We start from the raw sequence: 15,367 nt of genomic DNA on the forward strand, positions 1-15,367 counted from the left end.
GTATCAATGAATGCGACGCAGCCAGCCCCTCACATCGCTGAATGCACCTAAGAGACGGCAAGAATCAGCAGTTACGGCATTCTTCTGGCAATATTAAGCAGATGTGGCTTCGGTGGTGCTCCGCCACAAAACTTTCAAGGCGCACGCCACCAGGCCTTGTTTATAATAGTGTGCAGGGATTGCGAAATGATTAGGTTTTATTTGGTTCTCGCTTTTTTGGGATTTTTGTTACCGTATGGAGCGTTTACTCCGTGGCTGCTTGCTAATGGTTTAGATGTTGTTCTCTTGGTTAGTGATGCACTGGCCAATCCCATCAGTGTGTTCGCTTGGCTTGATGTTCTGGTGTCGGCTGTTGCTTTAATGGGGTTTATCGCGGTAGACGGCCATCGGTATCAAGTTAGGTTTCGATATCTTGCTGTGCTGGGCACGTTGTCGATTGGTGTGTCGTTTGGACTTCCTCTATATCTTTACTTAAAAGAACGACAGGCTGCTCAGGTAAATTCGTAAAAAGTCGGTTAGGGTATGCTCCGGACCTGGATGTATAGCACTGAACGCTTGCTGTGCCTGCCCCGTAATTACTGAGTAGATGTTATGGGCATATATATATAAGGGTGTGTAAGCGGAAGTTTAAGCCGCCAATCCATTGCATCGTTGTTCCATAAAATTAAACGACGGCGTTTGGCTCGGGTTTGAAGCTTGAGAAGTTGAGCTGCATGGAAAAGCTGTAACACGTTGTCGTGTCGTAGGGTTGTGTGAATAAGTAAATAGGTACAGGGTTAGATAGATGGCAAAGCTGGAAAGTGTGGCTTGGATTTGTAAAAAAGATGGTAATGTCTTATGCGTAAAAACAGCAGGTAAGGATAAGTATTTTCTTCCTGGTGGAAAATTGGACGTTGGGGAAACCCGTCAGCTAGGTCTTTTGCGAGAAGTTAAAGAGGAACTGGATGTTGACTTGGTGGCTGATACGATTGCATATGCGTTTACTGTTCTAGATGAAGCTTATGGTTTAAAGGGAACTGATTTGGAAATGCATTGCTATACGGCGGAGTTTGACGGAGAGATCGTCCCTAGCTCAGAAATTGAATGTGTAAAATGGATTAATAAATCTGGGATTGATGAGTGTGCCCCAGCGGCACAGCAGGTGGTTCTTAGGGTGTTGCGGTAAACTAATGTTGCTGATAGTTGGAGAGAGGCTCGTAAGGTGCGGGGCTCTAAGTTGATTTTAGGTTTGTGTTCATGGTGTAGTGAGTGGACTGGCCCCTATAAAACCGGACACGGACACCCCGTTAAATTGCTGTCTCAGCCAACCGCCTGAACTCCCGAGGTGATCGGTATTTCAGGGCGCTATGTGGGTGTTCTTCGTTGTAGTGCTCAAAAGCGATAGCCAGGTTACGTAAGGCTGTCGCCCTGTCTGGTTTGGGCATGCGGCTGGTGTAGTCCCGTTTCATGGTCTTCACGAAGCTCTCAGCCATGCCGTTGCTTTGCGGGCTGCACACAGGTGTTGTCAGCGGTAGCAAACCTATCTGCCGGGCAAAGGTACGAGTCTGGCTCGCAGTGTAAGCCGAACCGTTATCGCTGAGCCATTGCACCGGCGCCTTTGGAGGAGCATCGCCGAAGCGTTGTTCAACGGCCTCCAACATCACGTCTCGAACATCGTCGCTGCTATAGCCATTGGGGCTTGCAACCCAGCTGATGGCCTCGCGATCACAGCAGTCCAGTGCGAAGGTTACCCGCAGCTTGTCACCGTCTTCGCAGCGAAACTCGAAGCCATCTGAGCACCAGCGCGTGTTGCTGGCTTCCACTGCGACCCTGCCTTCGTGGCGCCGAGCTACTCCCGGTTGTTTGCGCCGACGCTCCAGTAACAGGGAATGGTCACGCATGACTCGATAAACCCGCTTCACATTGATCGGTGGCAGCGCCTGCTGCTCCCGCTGCCGACGCAGCAATGCCCAGACACGGCGGTAACCATAGCTGGGTAAGCTGCTCACGGTAAGCTTGATCTGCTCGACTAGAACATCATCGTTGAGCGCCTGACGACGGCGAGGCCGGGCTTCTTGAGTACGCTGTTTGAATCGGGCCGTTAACTGTGAGCGCGCCACACCGAGACTTTCGCTGACCGCTTTCACTGGTCGTCCCCCGGCAACAAGGGTGAGTGCGCAATCCATTTTCGCGAGCGACCGATCTCCACCGCTTCGCGCAGGATCTCTGCCTCCATGGTCTTCTTGCCCAGCATTCGCTGCAGTTCGCGGATCTGCTTGAGGGCATCCGCCAGCTCCGAGGCTGGCACGACGGCTTGACCTGAGCTAACTGCAGACAGGCTGCCGTCTTGATAGAGCTTGCGCCAATGGAACAGCTGGTTGGGGTTAATGCCGTTGCGCCGAGCCACCACCGAGACACTTTGTCCCGACTCTAGGCTCTCGCGCACCATGGCGAGCTTTTCCTCGGTGCTCCAGCGGCGACGCCGCTCCTGGCCGAGGATTTCAATGCTTTTATCTTTGCTGGTAGTCATAAACACAGTCGTTTGCCTATCCCTTATGTTAAGGGGGAAACCGTGTCCTGTCTTTCAGGGGGCTCGTTCAGTGAGCTTGTTTGGCTGTTGGCGTCGCTTCCATGTTTTTTATGCTCTGCATTTGCCAGACGCATGCTGGCATTCAGCCGTTTGCGTCAGACATTTCCGCTAGACAATTACGCCAGTTCTGGATGCAGGAACTGGAATTAAGAACGGCGTGGACGCATATACTCAGTACCAGAAAGCAAAGGCAGTGGGTAAAGCGTGCTCGGCACGTCGTCTATACCGCCCTGCAGTTCGAATGGACTCCCCACGCTCCGGTAGACAACCCTGGCCTATCTACCCAATGAATATTGCCTCAGACGCCGGTTAGCTCGGCGTCAGGCTGTTTGCCAAGGCCGCTCGTAACCTTTAAGGAATTTGCATATTGGATATCCTGCGGATTTTCACTATCACGGAGAGTGCGCACCGGATTCATAACCCGTTCACGCCTGAGAAGTTCGCCACCCTCGGCGCTGCGTTGCGCTTGGAGCCCGGAGCCAGAATCCTTGATCTCGGCAGTGGCTCAGGCGAGATGCTGTGTACTTGGGCCCGAGACCACGGCATTGTCGGTACTGGCGTCGACATGAGTCCGTTATTCACCGCGCAAGCTGAACAGCGGGCTGAAGAGCTTGGTGTTGCCCATCAGGTCAAGTTCATTCACAACGACGCAGCAGGATACGTCTCTGACGAGCCAGTTGATGTGGCAGCTTGTGTCGGGGCCACATGGATTGGTGGTGGTGTCGCTGGAACCATCGAGCTGTTAGCGCAAAGCCTGAGCTCTCGTGGGATCATACTGATTGGCGAGCCTTACTGGCGACAGCTGCCGCCAACGGAAGGTGTAGCCAAACAGTGTCTTGCCCGTTCAATCTCCGATTTTCTTAGTCTGCCAGAGCTTATTGCGTCTTTTGGGGCGCTTGGGTACGACGTTGTTGAGATGGTTCTTGCCAATAAAGATGGCTGGGACAGATATGAAGCAGCCAAGTGGCTCACAATGCGCCGATGGCTTGAGGAGAATCCCGACGATGAGCTGGCTGAAGAAGTCCGCTCCAATCTGAGCACAGAGCCTGTGCGCCACGCAACTTATACGCGAGAGTACTTGGGGTGGGGCGTGTTTGCGCTAATGCCGCGACATAACCTCAAAAAAGCCTGATAACGTATAGAGGGTGATCGGGGTCTTAAAGTCAGTGTTCTTTGGTTGTCTTGCGCAGCGTAAGCTAGCAAAGAGCCGCTGCGCGTGGCCAGGCGAGTGGCGGCTGGATGCGTCACCACCCGTTTGGCTCTCCCGCTGCGCTTCGTCGTTGCCCATGATGACAAAGCGCACCGCGCCTCTTGTTTCGCTGCAACTAATCATCGGTGTTGATCTGAGGTGGCTCATACATTTTTAGCCTTGAGCTAAGAAAGCCTCCTTTGCTTTGCCTAGTGCTGAACAAGATGTTTGCACAGCGGCCCAATCCACAAAGGGCGGGCATTGGCGATATAAAACGTTTTCGACTTAAAGCAACGTTAGTTAGTAAACGTTTTATTGATTGACGTGCCAGTATTAGGGTTTGAGTCTTCACTGCCAGCCCGGCTAGCAATGCCTTGGCAGCATTATTCTACAGGGGTAAAAATGGACGTCATCGAAAAATCTCTGAAGATCGCATTAAGGGCGTATGCCGGTCAGCGAGATAAGGCCGGAAAGGCCTATATTCTTCACCCGATTAGAATCATGTTACAGATGGATTCTGACTATGAAATGGCTGTGGCGCTATTGCACGATGTTGTCGAGGATTCAAATTGCTCAGGCAACGATTTACTGGCAGAGGGTATCCCGCCAGACGTAGTAGATGCAGTGCTGGCGCTCTCAAAACGAGACGGTGAAACCTATGATCAATTTATTGATAGAGTTGCCGGGAACGCGTTGGCAGTAAAGGTTAAGCTGGCCGATATAGAAGACAATATCAATGTGCTGCGATTGGACTCTGTTGGCGATAAAGACCTCGAAAGGGTTGCCAAGTATCATAAGGCGTGGAAGAAGCTGAAAAAGCTATCAACTTAAAAGTGATTTTCTGCTCGGATTGAGGCTGAGCTGAATGGCTGAACATTGTTCAGTCAGATAGCTGAAATTAATTTTTATGAGAGATTAAATGAACTGCAGATTCGTGGTTACGGGCGGCCCTGGTGGCGGTAAAACAACGATTCTTGAGGCGCTTCAGGAGCGTGGATATCAGGTTGTCGCAGAAACGGCACGTCGCATTATCAGAGACCGGGTCGCTGCGGGGTTATCACCTCGCCCAGAGCCCGCCTCCTTCGCCCAGGATATCCTGCGGTCGGATATTGAAAAATACCAGAGTACAGCTGATCGAGAGGCCCCGATATTCTTTGATCGCGGGGTGCTTGATGCGCTGTATATGCTTGACGCTGCTGATGCGTTGACATCCGCAGAGATTGAGCAATATGTCCAAGCGTTTCCCTATAATCGGGTTGCTTTCATTCTTCCCCCGTGGAGGGATATTTACGTTTCTGACTCAGAGCGTGATCAGAGCTTTGAAGAATCCGTAAGCGTTTATGAGGGGATGAAGGCGTGGTACTCGAGATGGGGGTATGAAATAGTTGAGGTGCCGCACGACCATGTTGACGGGCGAGTTTCCTTTATTCTGTCCTGTATAAATACTTCCTGAAATTCATCGAATTAGTACAATATCTTGTGTATTTCGTGCTCTCAAAGCTTCACCGAGACTGGCGTTATGTTGACATTCGGCTTGTTGGTTTGGTAGTTGTTTTTTTAGACCTGTTCAACCCAAGGAGAGATTGTGAGTCAACCTGCCGAGCTGGATGTAGATATTGGCAACCAACATATAGTTATTCAACGTCGCTATGAGGCTTTAGGGGCGTTCAATGACTTATTGATAGCGATCTGGTTTCTGATCGGAAGTTTTTTCTTTCTGAATGCAACCCTCGTTGATAGTGGTACCTGGCTGTTTATCGTAGGCAGTGCGCAGTTGATTATTAAACCGATAATAAAATTGACCAGTCTGATTCATGTCGGGCGGGTTTTTAAGAAATGTCATGCAGGCGCAAAACAAGTGTCCATCTGACTCTGCGTTACCTTTCATTGGCCGCGTTAGGCGCCGTCCCTTTCGGCCGGGTGTGACTACCATGCCATGCTTCTTGCGAACGTCCGACTCAGGGGCGTTCTGTGTGGGACCTTGATGCGGCCGCGGGTAGTGCTCGATGGGCATGGCATGCTTTCCAGAGATTTGCCTCTGTGGTTGACTGGGAGGCTGTCTTGTCTGGGGGCTCGCGAGCAGTGTTTACCGGGTTGGGAAACAGCAATGGACTCTGACTCCGCCGGGGGAGTCTGCTGTTCTTTTTTTATGGACTTCTGCTTTGGCGCGGTGCCGGTTGGGGCGTGTCTTAATACAATATGACGGCTCCTGTTGCTCTTGAACGCTCACATATATGGCTTCCTGACAGGGGCTGCGGTGGATTCTTCTCCAGGGATTGGGCTTCATGAAAAAATATCTCACTGTCGCGGGGCTGGCCTTGTCCGTAGCAGTGTTATTGGCTGTCGGGTTTAACCTCGGGTTGCCGATAAAGCTACGTTTTGCTAACCCATCGATGAACTACTGGGCGGTGTTCGTGCTGGCGGTAGCACTGCCCTTTGCGCTCGCCGCGCTAGTAGCCGCATTGCTGCCGGTGAAGCGCTGGATCGGTTTTTGCGTTGTCTGGTTTCTGTGCGCCATTCCTTGTTCGGTTTTCTCGCTTTTTGCCTATTACGAAGCGGCTAATGTCCAGGAGCAGAGAGAGGACGGGGCCTTTATGCTGCTGGACTCGGTTGGGGTGGCGAACGTGGATTACCGACTCTATCTCAGTAATTGTGGGGTCACCTGCAGCTGGGGCCTGGTTGTCAGGGCAGAGCGTGATGGTCCTTTTGGTATAAAGGTAGTGCGGTCGATCTGGTCTGAATACAGAACGTTGGACGAGGCGCAGCTGATGTTGGCGGCGCCGGGCGTACTTCGGGTTGTTGAGAGTGATGGAACAGCGCACGACATTCGCTATTGAAAAAAGGCGGTGTTGAGTTAAAACGGAGAAGGTCATGCAACCGACCGATGACTTTGAAGCGCGCATTCGTATCTTTTTCGCGGAAGAGGCTCTGCGCCAGTGAGGCGGTTTGCGGTGATTCTGCTGCTGGTCGGCGTATCGGCGGGACTGGCGCTAGCTTACGTGTTTTGGGGCTACGGCTGGAAAGGCGTGGCAGGCAACGATTTGTCGCTGCATAAAACAGAACTCTCTGCTGCCTACAGTGGCTTTAGTTCGCGGGTGCCCGCGGAGGTGACGGGCGTCATCCTGCGGGGCCAGGAGGTTGATGTGCTTTATGACCTGTACGGCAAGGACTACTGGGCCTGCTACATCAGAACCGCCGATGGTCGTTTTGGCTGGGTGCTTTGTACTGATCTTCAGGATTGAGACGATGCGGAGCGCGCTGCTTGCCTGCAATAAGCCATTCAGATGGCTGCTGCAGCGCGGCTGTTGAGCAGATTTTCGTTGCCTTACACGCTGTTTTGCAATGTGAGCGCCAGCAAAGAACGGATGGGTTTTGAGTATGGTTAAAGTCTATTACCAGTGTCGTGAAAAGGGTACGGAGCTTGTTAACCACGAGCGAGAGCTGGCGTTTTATCGTGAAGCCTACGAGGTGATTGATAACTATCTTTGGGCAGAGGAGTTAGCGTTTTTCGAGGAGTTGGGGGAGGGCGGAGGCTTTCTGTTTGTTCTGGGTGATCTGGATGATAAATACGCCAGTTACCAACTTATACCGTCTGACGTTGATAGGGGCGTGCTGCTTCTCGATGTCGTTTGTAAAAAGGGGGTTATGAGTTTCTTGGGGCGAAAATCAATATCAGTTGATTTCGACTTGGTGAGCATCTCAGAAGCCAAGCGTTACATTAAAGAACTCTTTGAAGGTTCTATTGAGTCCTTGTACGAGAAACACAAAAAATAATCCCTGGCGGGCTTCCCTAACGAGCCCGTTATCTAATCTGGCTGTGAATTCGTCGGCGTCTCCGGCGTCTGAACGCTAGAAGCTATTCCGGTTCCAGTGAGTTTAAGGAGTGAATGAGTGAATTCGCGTTGTTGTGCCTGGTTGCTCTGGGCGCTGCCCGGGCTCTGCTGGGCGGCGGTGGATGAGGTCGTGGTCGACAAATCGGATCGCCAGATGCGGCTGCTGGACGGCCAGCAGGTGGTGGCGGTCTACGCGATTTCGCTAGGCGGCTCGCCGCAGGGACACAAGACGCAAGAGGGAGACCAGAAGACGCCTGAGGGGCGGTATGTGCTGGACTATAAGAACGAAGCGTCCGGCTACCACCGTTCCATGCATATCAGCTATCCGAACGAGGCTGACACTCGACAGGCGACGGCGCGAGGCGTCAGTCCTGGTGGCTTGATCATGGTTCATGGACAGCGAAATGGTTTTGGCTGGTTCGCTCCGGTGTTGCAGTACTTTGACTGGACCAATGGGTGTATCGCGATCACCAATGCCGAGATGGATGAGTTCATGTCATTGGTGGCGCCGGGCACGCCGATCGACATACGCTGGTAAAGCTGTGATCCGATGTCAGGTGTTATGGCTGGCAACGCCCAGGCGGAAAGTGGAGAGAGCATGAACCAAATCAACCCGACAAAGCTGTTGCACAGCAAGTGGACGGCTGTCACGCCGGTCAAGCGGGAAAAGCACTTTATGGTGGTTGAGGTCGAGCGCGACGAGGAGGGCGCAGTGCTGTCCTGCCTGTTGGAGGCGGTGCTGACCAAAAAACAGTATGCGATTGATTGGCGTGAGCTGAAGGCGGTTGAGCGCTGGCGCCAGGGTTGGAAGTAACCCCTGACGCCAACGTGGCGGAGATCAGTCTGCGTATTTTGTCTGCATCAGATAGGCGTAGGCGGTGTTGAAGGCGGTTTCCTGATAGGCCTTCAGACCGGTCTCGGCAAAGGGGACCGCAATCGGGTTGCGCTTGATCGATTCCTTGATGTCGGTCGGTGACATGATCACCACGTCCAGGTCGGCAATGAGTTCAATTGCCGCTTCCAGCTTGAAGCCCACCGCGCCGCCGGCAAACTTGCCTTTCATCGGGCGCTGGCGAATGACCACGGTGTCGACCTTGTAGTCCGCCATCAGCTTGGCAAAGGTCTGCTGGAAATAGCGCAGGTCACTGGCGCTGTGCGCGCTCGGCAAGGTGAGGCGGCGCGAGCGAAAATTCGGCAGTTGGAACAGCTCGTCCTCCAGCGACAGCAAGCAGAGATTCGCATCGTTACTGTTGAGATCAACACCGCATACTTTCATAAAAAGCCCAATTCTGTGATTTCGGCGCAGTATAGCGCAGGCGGTACGCTGGAGCCCGGTGCTCTGGCCCGTGGCATACGTTGTAGTCAGGAGGCTCATTCCAGAGCTGTTTGTTCGGATTCTGCTTGGTATAGTGTAGGCGCCCATATCTGCACAGGAAGTGATGTGATGAAGAAACTGGCGCTGTTTTCGGGGATTCTGATCCCGGTCTGGTTGCTTTGTGGCGTGTTGATCGCAGGTGCGCTGTATCCCGGTTATAGCCACGTTGATCAGGCGATGAGCGCACTGGGTGCGGTGGATGCACCGACCCATCGGTTGTCCCCCATCATCAATAACTTCCCCTTGGGCGCGTTGTTCATGCTCTTTGGTGGAGCAGTTTTCATGGCGCTGCCCGGTGCGCGGTTGGCGCAGCTATCAGGGTTGCTGATTGTGCTTCATGGCCTGGCGAGCGTTAGTGCCGGGGTGTTCTCTTGCGATCCGGGCTGCAATTCTGTTGAGCCCTCAGCTGATCAGGTGTTGCATAACCTGTCCGGTTTGGTGATGTTCGCCTCGCTGACACTGGCTAACCTGCTTTGGGTGTACCTTGCGCGCAAACAGCTGGGCTCTACCGGTTTCAGCTGGTTCTCGCTGAGCTGTCTTGTCCTGTCGTTGGCGGTTATGCCGATGATGGCGGCGGCGGTGGAGTCAGGTGAAGCGTTTGGCTTGTATCAGCGGATCAATTACGGCGTGTCGGTTATCTGGCTGGGCGCCCTGGCTTGGATGCTGATACGGCGCCTCCCGGTGGATTCGGCTGGCTCTCGGAGCGTGGCGTATGAGTGAGCCGCTTCAACCTGTCATTCAGGAACAGACCACGGGTTGTGGCATCGCCTCTGCGGCGGTGTTACTTGGTTACAGTTATGCGCAGATGAAGGCAATCGCCAACGCGCTAGGCATTTTTGCTGAGGATGAATCCCTGTGGTCGGACACCCGGTACATGCGGCGTTTGCTGGCGACGGGCGATTTGTTGGTGTCGGCAACGGAGGAGCCTTTCGTCTCCTGGCAGGCGTTGCCGGATCTGGCGCTGTTGGCGATCAAGCATCATTGGGAAGGCGATCGTCCCTTTTGGCATTGGGTGGTGTTTCAGCGAACGGCTGGTCAGATGCGGGTACTGGACTCGGCGAGCTACCTGCCCTCGAATGTGCGAACGGACTTCGATGCCATGCAGCCGCGCTGGTACATCGAGGTCGCAAAGGTCGCTCAGGAGAGAAGCAATGGCATTCAGTGAGGCCGAGCGCGCTGCACTACTGGCGCTCAAGGGTGTGGGCCCGACAGTGGTACAGCGGTTTGAGGAAATTGGGCTGGATTCCTTTGAACTGCTGGCTGCGCATTCTGCGCGGGAGGTGGCTGAACGGGTTGCAGGCCTGCTGCGCAGCAGCTGCTGGAAGAACAGTCCGCAGGCTATAGCCGCTGTTGAGGCGGCGGTTCTGCGGGCGCGTCAGGGGCTGTGAGCCGGCAGGAAACGCATGACACAGCAAGGGGGAGAGCATGAGCACTGTACAAATCCGAGACGCCCAGGCCGAAGACAGCGCGCTGATTCTGCGTTTTGTGCGCGAATTGGCTCGTTACGAGAAGGCGGAGCACGAGGTAACGGCAACGCAGGCTGATATCGAGGCATCGATTTTTGGTGATGGTTCAACTGTGCGGGCGCTGGTCTGCGAGGCCGATGGCGAACCGATTGGCTTTGCGGTGTATTTCTTCAACTACTCTACCTGGCAGGGCCGCCGCGGGCTCTATCTGGAAGACCTCTATGTGACGCCTGAACGCCGTGGTTCGGGGGCGGGCAAGGCGTTACTCAAACACCTTGCCGGTATCGCTGTTGCCGCCGGGTGCGGGCGCTTTGAGTGGAGTGTGCTGGACTGGAATGAGCCAGCGATCAAATTCTACGAATCTATTGGTGCCAGAGCCAAGACGGAGTGGGTAGGCTACCAATTGGCCGGACCTGCACTTGAGGCGTTCAGCAAGCCCTAGCGGGCGGCCATCGTTGACGAGTGCTCGCAGGGACAGGAGGCGCTCGCAAACCATCGGCATTTCGTAGATCGGGAACAGGGAGGTTCTCATGGCATCGCTCGGCCGCCGCTTGCTGGCGCTGGTTGTTCTTTTCTGTGCGGCGTTGTCCGCGTCTGCAAACAGCTCCTTGATGCTGGCCGAGGTATACCGCGGCGAGGTCAATGTTGCCGACTACTGGGTGAGTGAAAAGCTCGATGGTGTACGTGCACGCTGGGATGGGCAGCATCTTTACAGCCGTGGCGGCTATCGCATCAACGCGCCAGGCGCGTTCACCCGTGGCTGGCCGCAGACGGTCATGGATGGTGAACTGTGGCTGGGACGGGGCCGCTTTGATGAAGTCAGTGCGCTGGCTCGCCGCACGCAATCCGATATCGGCCAGTGGCAGTCAGTGCGTTTTATGGTGTTCGACCTGCCTGAGCACGGCGGCGTGTTTTCCGAGCGTGTAACCGATATGGCCGAGCTGGCGCGGTTGGGATTGCCGACATTGCAACCGGTGGCTCAGGCTCGGGTGGCTGACGTTGACGAGCTGGACTGGCGCCTGGAGGCGGTTGTGGCGGCGGGTGGTGAGGGCTTGATGCTGCACCGTGCCGACGCGCGCTATTTGCCGGGCCGCCATGACGCCTTGCTTAAGTACAAGCCGTACGATGATGCGGAAGCGCGGGTTGTGGGCTATACCGCCGGGCAGGGCAAGTACCTTGGGCAAGTGGGCGCGTTGATTGTTGAAAATGGCGAAGGTAAGCGGTTTCGCCTGGGCTCGGGCCTGAGTGATGCGGACAGGGCGGACCCGCCAGCGCTGGGTAGTTGGGTGACCTACCGGTATAACGGCATGACCGCAACTGGGTTGCCACGGTTTGCCCGCTATCTGCGCCAGCGCCCTACTCTGGGGGACAGTGACGGGAGATAAGCATGATTGGAAGGTTGTTGCGGTCTACTCCTATTCTGGCCAGCACGCTACTGGCTGGTGTTGTTGCTGGTGCACAAGCAGACGAGAGCGCCTGCGCGCAGGCAAGGCTGCTGGCGGAGACGGTTTTCGTTTCGGATGCTCCGCGCCTGTATGCCCCGCAGCAGCTTCCTGAGCACTTTGCCGAGCGCTGGCAGTTGGGGGCGTTGGCAGTCGATATCTCCGGTGGCGCTCCGTTGTATCACGGGCCTGCTTTCGGGCGTCAGGCCGACCCGTCTGGGGGCTATCGTTATACCGCGCTGACGGGGCCAGACGGAGTGCGGCTGCAGGTGAATCAACTGCACCATGGGTGGCAGGGAGACATATACCGCGTCACGCTGGAGGGAGGCGCCGGGCCGGAAGGCGTATTGCTAGAGCGCAATTGGCGGCCGCCGTTGGTGTTCAGCCGAGCGAATGGCGAACTGTGGCTGGTTACTGTTGGCGAACCCTATGAGGTGCTCGCGCCCTGGAAGGTGTACACCGCAGAGAGTGCGAGCGCGGTCTGCGAGTTGGTTTTTCAGTCAGCGACGGAGGATCTGCCGCTGGCGGTGACACGATTGACTGATCTGCTGAGTCAGGCGCTTGGTTCCGGTGAGGGGGAGGGGACCCTGCAGCCGACGGCTCGTATTCGACTGGCAGCGGCGCATCTGCAGGGAAATTTGCAACGGCGACCCTGGGCGCTCGACGCAACGGCGGCATACAACAGTCGTGCAGCGGTTGACGCGGCGCTGTTGCAATGGGCGCAGCAGAACGCTGCGCATGCCGATCTGCTGACATCGCTGATGCAGCACTACGGTCCGGCTGAGCAGGCCCTGGCAGATTACTATCAACACCATTTCGGCGTGTCCGCTGAGTTAGCTCAGCGGATGTCGTCCTGGGCGCTGGATCTGCTGTATCGGGTGTGGTTTGTCTTTCCCAAAGGTGCAGAAGAGAGCACGCAAACGTCGTCGAGCAATCCCTGGCCAGCAACTCCGAGACCGGTATCCGTTGTGGAGCACATTGCCGAGGACGGTTGATGCGCCAGGCAGAGGGCTCTTTGTTGCTCGACCCGATGTCCTGCGGCGCAGCGTGCGGGCTTGGTTGTGCGCGTTTCGGTCAGGCAGGTTGCCGAGGGATGCAGTGGCGCCTCGAGGCCCTCGGAGACGCATGTTCTGGACTCTGATCCGGTTTGGCGTCGCCGCGGGGCGGTTTTTTGCCTGAACCTGTTGGCGCCGGGAGTGGTCTACCAGTTTGCCGCAGCGGCCCAGGCCGCGCCTCAGAAGACCGCCGGGAGTTCCGTTCGCTGTGAAACTACTTGCTCTGTGCAGTCTGTTGCTTGTGCTAGCGGGCTGCAGTCAATTTCAGACCCCTGCCGCAGCTGGCGATGAGTCCGGCTTGGCGTCCTACTATGCTGACCGGCTGCAGAACCGTAAGACGGCCAATGGCGAACGTTATCGGCACGATGCACTGACTGCCGCGCACCGAACGTTGCCATTCGGCACTCGGGTACGGGTAACCAATCGGGATAACGGCAAGTCTGTTGTTGTTCGAATAAACGACCGGGGCCCCTTTGTGCGGGGGCGAGTGATCGATCTGTCGAAGTCGGCATTTAGCCGCATAGGCAGTGTGCGCGACGGTTTGTTGCCGGTGAGGCTCGACGTATTGCGCTAGCTGCTGGTGAGGGTACTCACTTCGTTAGCATGTTGCTGGTGCCGGATCGGCTGATCAGCTATATATGCATACCTCGGGTCGTCATTTTGCCCGCCCTTTGTTGTTCAATAAGTACAAGGATGTGCCGTATGTCTCCACGTTTTTCCCTGTCAGTGCTGTCTGCGCTTGTCCTTCCACTGTGGTTGGCAGGCTGCGCGAGCAATACGCCGGTTGCGTCCTCCCAGGACGGTTATGACATGCTGACAAGGGCGATGGGGCTGGACGTGATTGTACGGCGGGAGGTGGATAGCGCCATGGCTGAAATGGAGCGAGTCTATGCCCCCCGCAGTGCGGAGATGATCTGCGCCCGTGACGTTTTTAATGCAGAAGGGTTTTTGGCCGATTTTCGCCCCGTTTTTGCCCAGTTGATGACGGATGCGGAGATGCGCTCGCTGGCCGAATACTTTCAAACCTCGGGTGGGCGTAAGATGCTGTCGGCTTTTGATCCGGCAACGCAAACACAAACAGACCCTGAAGCGTTGTTGAGTCAGTTAACCGACGATGAGCTGACACAAATGGCTCAGCATATTGTTGTGTTCCGGCGTTTAGCGAGCCCTGAAGCGAGAAAGATGATGCATCGCTACAGCACGCTTGTTGGTGAAAAGACCGCGCATGAGGTGATTGAACAGTGCCTGGCTCCTGGCGATAAGCTGGCACTCTAAGCGCCAGCTGGGCACCTCGCAAGGTGCCCATTCTGTAACGCTCAGTCGAGCACCACCGCATGACCCGCCTTCGGGTCAATGCGACCACCGACCAGATCCTCAACCAGTGTTTTGCCTTGCTCCAGACCGGCGTGCTCGATGACGTTCATCCACGGTGCGGTCGGGTTCTGCACGCGTTCTATAAATGCCAGTTGAGCGGCGTTGAAGCGGCGGGTGACCTCGGCGGCACCCCAGTCGGCGTTACGCTTCTTGATCTGATAGGGCGCAAAGTACGGCTGCGGTGCCGGGCCGTGTACCGGCGTTTCGGCCGCGCTGAGGTGCTCGTGGTTCTGTGCCGAGCCGGCGTAGCAGTCGTAGACCAGGCTGTCCTTGAAGTGCTCGTGGATACGGTTGCGCAGGCTGACGTTGCCAGAGAAATCGACGTACAGGGTCGGGATACTGGCGTCGAGTTGCTCAACATCGTCGTAGGCCACCGCTTGCTGGTAGCAGCCAAGCTGCGCGACGAAGTCGGTATTGCCGCCGGAGGTCAGACCGACCAGCGACACGCTGTCGTTCTGTTCCAGGCAGAAGGCAGTGCCGTAGGCGGTCTTGCTGGAGGCGCTGGAGACAATAATCTGGCGAGCGCCGAAGAAATTGTTGTCTTCCAGAAAATCGGCCAGCATGAACGAGGTAATAAACAGCGGGCGCAGCAGCATCTGGTAGTTTTCATCAGCAGCACGGTACGCGGCATCGGTGCTGATGCGCTGATACTGGTTGTAGGCCGAGGTCAGCTCCAGGCGATGCGGAATACCGTCGTAGAAGCCGCGCTCGGAAACGCGCACCGGATTCATGACCACGTGTGAGGCAATCGGCCAGTAGCCGTAGAAGCGCTCACCAACAGACAGGCCTTCGACCGTGGTCTCGACGATTTCGGCGAAGCCCCAGGCGGGCATGTGGAACCATGCGGCATCGCCGGTGGGGAAGAAGTCCCAGTAACGCAGGTGCGGTGTTTCACCAAAGGCGGCGTAGGTGATGTTGTTGGTCGTCAGGGCCAGGCGGCTGATGCGCAGCAGGGCTTCACCGGGCTTAAGCTCAGGCAGCGGCTGGCTGACCACACGGACCTGATTGAGATCTTTCTTGTTGTTTTGCAGTTGGCTGATAACAGTCATGCTGGCTCCTGAAAA

22 protein-coding genes are annotated in these 15,367 nt (G+C 55.7%); 19 read left to right on the forward strand and 3 right to left on the reverse strand.

All coding sequences use genetic code 11. The annotated features are described in order from the left end of the window. Positions 1–186: 186 nt before the first annotated feature. Positions 187–507, forward strand: a complete 321-nt coding sequence (locus C1949_RS02140) for a DUF2834 domain-containing protein (protein WP_104736843.1) — start codon at positions 187–189, stop codon at positions 505–507. Positions 508–784: 277 nt separating this feature from the next. After that, positions 785–1,165 (forward strand): NUDIX hydrolase, encoded by a 381-nt coding sequence (locus tag C1949_RS02145; RefSeq protein WP_104736844.1) that lies wholly within the window; start codon positions 785–787, stop codon positions 1,163–1,165. Positions 1,166–1,286: 121 nt separating this feature from the next. Here C1949_RS02145 and C1949_RS02150 read toward each other — a convergent pair. Then, positions 1,287–2,485 (reverse strand): IS3 family transposase gene (locus C1949_RS02150; RefSeq protein ID WP_373289818.1). Its coding sequence is split into 2 segments (ribosomal slippage): positions 1,287–2,170 and positions 2,170–2,485, totalling 1,200 coding nucleotides; the frame shifts between segments, so codons are not numbered across the junction. 451 nt (positions 2,486–2,936) lie between these two features. On the opposite strand from C1949_RS02150, the gene C1949_RS02155 reads away from it, so the two are divergent. The 9 genes from C1949_RS02155 (at position 2,937) to C1949_RS02195 (ending at position 8,405) form a co-directional block, all read left to right on the forward strand. Next, complete coding sequence (locus C1949_RS02155) at positions 2,937–3,701, forward strand: SAM-dependent methyltransferase (RefSeq protein ID WP_104736845.1); 765 nt, start codon at positions 2,937–2,939, stop codon at positions 3,699–3,701. A gap of 459 nt (positions 3,702–4,160) precedes the next feature. Next, complete coding sequence (locus C1949_RS02160; protein ID WP_104736846.1) at positions 4,161–4,589, forward strand: GTP pyrophosphokinase; 429 nt, start codon at positions 4,161–4,163, stop codon at positions 4,587–4,589. Positions 4,590–4,677: 88 nt separating this feature from the next. After that, entirely contained in the window at positions 4,678–5,211 is a 534-nt protein-coding gene (locus tag C1949_RS02165) for an AAA family ATPase (RefSeq protein ID WP_104736847.1), read from the forward strand. Positions 5,212–5,343: 132 nt separating this feature from the next. Then, the gene (locus C1949_RS02170) at positions 5,344–5,628 is read left to right on the forward strand and encodes a YrhK family protein (protein ID WP_104736848.1); all 285 of its coding nucleotides are present in this window, start codon (positions 5,344–5,346) and stop codon (positions 5,626–5,628) included. A gap of 415 nt (positions 5,629–6,043) precedes the next feature. Then, positions 6,044–6,595: a hypothetical protein gene (locus tag C1949_RS02175; RefSeq protein WP_104736849.1), complete on the forward strand. Its 552-nt coding sequence runs from the start codon at positions 6,044–6,046 to the stop codon at positions 6,593–6,595. Positions 6,596–6,709: 114 nt separating this feature from the next. After that, positions 6,710–7,000, forward strand: coding sequence for an SH3 domain-containing protein (locus C1949_RS02180; RefSeq protein ID WP_104736850.1), 291 nt, complete (start codon positions 6,710–6,712; stop codon positions 6,998–7,000). A gap of 136 nt (positions 7,001–7,136) precedes the next feature. Next, complete coding sequence (locus C1949_RS02185; RefSeq protein WP_211287054.1) at positions 7,137–7,532, forward strand: hypothetical protein; 396 nt, start codon at positions 7,137–7,139, stop codon at positions 7,530–7,532. A 117-nt stretch (positions 7,533–7,649) separates the two neighbouring features. Then, positions 7,650–8,129: a L,D-transpeptidase family protein gene (locus C1949_RS02190; protein ID WP_211287055.1), complete on the forward strand. Its 480-nt coding sequence runs from the start codon at positions 7,650–7,652 to the stop codon at positions 8,127–8,129. Between the two features lie 60 nt (positions 8,130–8,189). Beyond that, a complete protein-coding gene (locus tag C1949_RS02195; protein WP_104737188.1) occupies positions 8,190–8,405 on the forward strand; it encodes a TIGR02450 family Trp-rich protein in 216 nt (71 codons plus the stop codon). A gap of 24 nt (positions 8,406–8,429) precedes the next feature. Here C1949_RS02195 and C1949_RS02200 read toward each other — a convergent pair whose 3' ends face one another. Continuing rightward, positions 8,430–8,867, reverse strand: a complete 438-nt coding sequence (locus tag C1949_RS02200) for a DUF3010 family protein (protein ID WP_104736852.1) — start codon at positions 8,865–8,867, stop codon at positions 8,430–8,432. A 168-nt stretch (positions 8,868–9,035) separates the two neighbouring features. On the opposite strand from C1949_RS02200, the gene C1949_RS02205 reads away from it, so the two are divergent. The 8 genes from C1949_RS02205 (at position 9,036) to C1949_RS02240 (ending at position 14,204) form a co-directional block, all read left to right on the forward strand. Then, entirely contained in the window at positions 9,036–9,686 is a 651-nt protein-coding gene (locus C1949_RS02205) for a DUF998 domain-containing protein (RefSeq protein ID WP_104736853.1), read from the forward strand. After that, a complete protein-coding gene (locus C1949_RS02210; protein ID WP_104736854.1) occupies positions 9,679–10,131 on the forward strand; it encodes a hypothetical protein in 453 nt (150 codons plus the stop codon). The genes C1949_RS02205 and C1949_RS02210 overlap by 8 nt, the downstream gene beginning before the upstream one ends. Continuing rightward, positions 10,118–10,354, forward strand: a complete 237-nt coding sequence (locus tag C1949_RS02215) for a hypothetical protein (protein WP_104736855.1) — start codon at positions 10,118–10,120, stop codon at positions 10,352–10,354. The genes C1949_RS02210 and C1949_RS02215 overlap by 14 nt, the downstream gene beginning before the upstream one ends. 37 nt (positions 10,355–10,391) lie before the next feature. Next, complete coding sequence (locus tag C1949_RS02220; protein WP_104736856.1) at positions 10,392–10,874, forward strand: GNAT family N-acetyltransferase; 483 nt, start codon at positions 10,392–10,394, stop codon at positions 10,872–10,874. 88 nt (positions 10,875–10,962) lie between these two features. Beyond that, positions 10,963–11,817: a DNA ligase gene (locus C1949_RS02225; protein ID WP_104736857.1), complete on the forward strand. Its 855-nt coding sequence runs from the start codon at positions 10,963–10,965 to the stop codon at positions 11,815–11,817. Between the two features lie 2 nt (positions 11,818–11,819). Further along, on the forward strand, positions 11,820–12,869 hold the full coding sequence (locus C1949_RS02230; RefSeq protein ID WP_104736858.1) for a hypothetical protein: 1,050 nt from the start codon (positions 11,820–11,822) through the stop codon (positions 12,867–12,869). A gap of 268 nt (positions 12,870–13,137) precedes the next feature. Next, positions 13,138–13,503 (forward strand): septal ring lytic transglycosylase RlpA family protein, encoded by a 366-nt coding sequence (locus C1949_RS02235; RefSeq protein ID WP_104736859.1) that lies wholly within the window; start codon positions 13,138–13,140, stop codon positions 13,501–13,503. 128 nt (positions 13,504–13,631) lie between these two features. Beyond that, the gene (locus tag C1949_RS02240) at positions 13,632–14,204 is read left to right on the forward strand and encodes a hypothetical protein (protein WP_104736860.1); all 573 of its coding nucleotides are present in this window, start codon (positions 13,632–13,634) and stop codon (positions 14,202–14,204) included. A 41-nt stretch (positions 14,205–14,245) separates the two neighbouring features. Here C1949_RS02240 and C1949_RS02245 read toward each other — a convergent pair whose 3' ends face one another. After that, positions 14,246–15,352 carry a DUF2855 family protein gene (locus tag C1949_RS02245; RefSeq protein WP_104736861.1) on the reverse strand — a complete coding sequence of 369 codons (1,107 nt, stop codon included), beginning with the start codon at positions 15,350–15,352 and terminating at the stop codon, positions 14,246–14,248. Positions 15,353–15,367: the final 15 nt, after the last annotated feature.

Origin of the sequence: Halopseudomonas oceani (genome assembly GCF_002903165.1) — a bacterium.
Classification (GTDB): domain Bacteria; phylum Pseudomonadota; class Gammaproteobacteria; order Pseudomonadales; family Pseudomonadaceae; genus Halopseudomonas; species Halopseudomonas oceani.

What these genes read in the sequence shown, in the direction of transcription:
- C1949_RS02140 (WP_104736843.1), top strand. Translation starts at nt 187, where the DNA reads ATGATTAGGTTTTATTTGGTTCTCGCTTTTTTGGGATTTTTGTTACCG.
- C1949_RS02145 (WP_104736844.1), top strand. Translation starts at nt 785, where the DNA reads ATGGCAAAGCTGGAAAGTGTGGCTTGGATTTGTAAAAAAGATGGTAAT.
- C1949_RS02160 (WP_104736846.1), top strand. Translation starts at nt 4,161, where the DNA reads ATGGACGTCATCGAAAAATCTCTGAAGATCGCATTAAGGGCGTATGCC.
- C1949_RS02165 (WP_104736847.1), top strand. Translation starts at nt 4,678, where the DNA reads ATGAACTGCAGATTCGTGGTTACGGGCGGCCCTGGTGGCGGTAAAACA.
- C1949_RS02175 (WP_104736849.1), top strand. Translation starts at nt 6,044, where the DNA reads ATGAAAAAATATCTCACTGTCGCGGGGCTGGCCTTGTCCGTAGCAGTG.
- C1949_RS02185 (WP_211287054.1), top strand. Translation starts at nt 7,137, where the DNA reads ATGGTTAAAGTCTATTACCAGTGTCGTGAAAAGGGTACGGAGCTTGTT.
- C1949_RS02195 (WP_104737188.1), top strand. Translation starts at nt 8,190, where the DNA reads ATGAACCAAATCAACCCGACAAAGCTGTTGCACAGCAAGTGGACGGCT.
- C1949_RS02200 (WP_104736852.1), bottom strand. Translation starts at nt 8,867, where the DNA reads ATGAAAGTATGCGGTGTTGATCTCAACAGTAACGATGCGAATCTCTGC.
- C1949_RS02205 (WP_104736853.1), top strand. Translation starts at nt 9,036, where the DNA reads ATGAAGAAACTGGCGCTGTTTTCGGGGATTCTGATCCCGGTCTGGTTG.
- C1949_RS02210 (WP_104736854.1), top strand. Translation starts at nt 9,679, where the DNA reads ATGAGTGAGCCGCTTCAACCTGTCATTCAGGAACAGACCACGGGTTGT.
- C1949_RS02215 (WP_104736855.1), top strand. Translation starts at nt 10,118, where the DNA reads ATGGCATTCAGTGAGGCCGAGCGCGCTGCACTACTGGCGCTCAAGGGT.
- C1949_RS02220 (WP_104736856.1), top strand. Translation starts at nt 10,392, where the DNA reads ATGAGCACTGTACAAATCCGAGACGCCCAGGCCGAAGACAGCGCGCTG.
- C1949_RS02225 (WP_104736857.1), top strand. Translation starts at nt 10,963, where the DNA reads ATGGCATCGCTCGGCCGCCGCTTGCTGGCGCTGGTTGTTCTTTTCTGT.
- C1949_RS02230 (WP_104736858.1), top strand. Translation starts at nt 11,820, where the DNA reads ATGATTGGAAGGTTGTTGCGGTCTACTCCTATTCTGGCCAGCACGCTA.
- C1949_RS02240 (WP_104736860.1), top strand. Translation starts at nt 13,632, where the DNA reads ATGTCTCCACGTTTTTCCCTGTCAGTGCTGTCTGCGCTTGTCCTTCCA.
- C1949_RS02245 (WP_104736861.1), bottom strand. Translation starts at nt 15,352, where the DNA reads ATGACTGTTATCAGCCAACTGCAAAACAACAAGAAAGATCTCAATCAG.